The following is a 534-nucleotide window of genomic DNA, read 5'->3' on the forward strand; positions in this document are numbered from 1 at the left end:
TGGGTAATCGTATTCAAGGTGTTCAAACGGTGCTTGTTCAATCACTCGAATCCCCACTTCCTCTTCAAGCTCACGAACCATCGCTTGTTCAACTGTTTCTCCTAGCTCGACTTTACCGCCCGGAAACTCCCAAAAACCACCTTTGTGTTTATCATCAGGACGTTTAGTAATAAAGATTTGCGACTTATCTTGATTGAAAATGATCGCTGCAACAATGTGAATTCTTTTCATGGATATTTACCTAGGATCTATCGATACAAAAAGAGCCGCCTAAGCGACTCTTTCTTATTAAGTTATCAAGTTAGATTAATTGATCTGACCGTGACACTGCTTGTATTTCTTGCCACTACCACATGGACAAGGTTCGTTTCGACCTACTTTACGCTCATCACGAACAACAGGTTGATTTGAGCCCTCAGACTCTTCACCATCAGCCAACTGATTCTCCGCAGCTGCATGCTGAGCCTGCGCACGACGAGCAGCTTCTTCTGCTTGTGCACGACGTTGCTCTTCCATACGCTCAACTTCTTCTTG

The 534-nt window shown here is 44.2% G+C and carries 2 protein-coding genes; both read right to left on the reverse strand.

From position 1 onward, the window contains the following. Positions 1 to 231: (deoxy)nucleoside triphosphate pyrophosphohydrolase (locus R7Z47_RS26595; protein ID WP_318130991.1), on the reverse strand; the 231-nt coding region annotated here is incomplete at its 3' end. A 75-nt stretch (positions 232 to 306) separates the two neighbouring features. Beyond that, on the reverse strand, positions 307 to 534 hold a 228-nt coding region (locus R7Z47_RS26600; protein ID WP_318123545.1), incomplete at its 5' end, for an SEC-C metal-binding domain-containing protein.

It is taken from the genome of Vibrio sp. 1641 (assembly GCF_033339995.1).
Taxonomy (GTDB): domain Bacteria; phylum Pseudomonadota; class Gammaproteobacteria; order Enterobacterales; family Vibrionaceae; genus Vibrio; species Vibrio alginolyticus.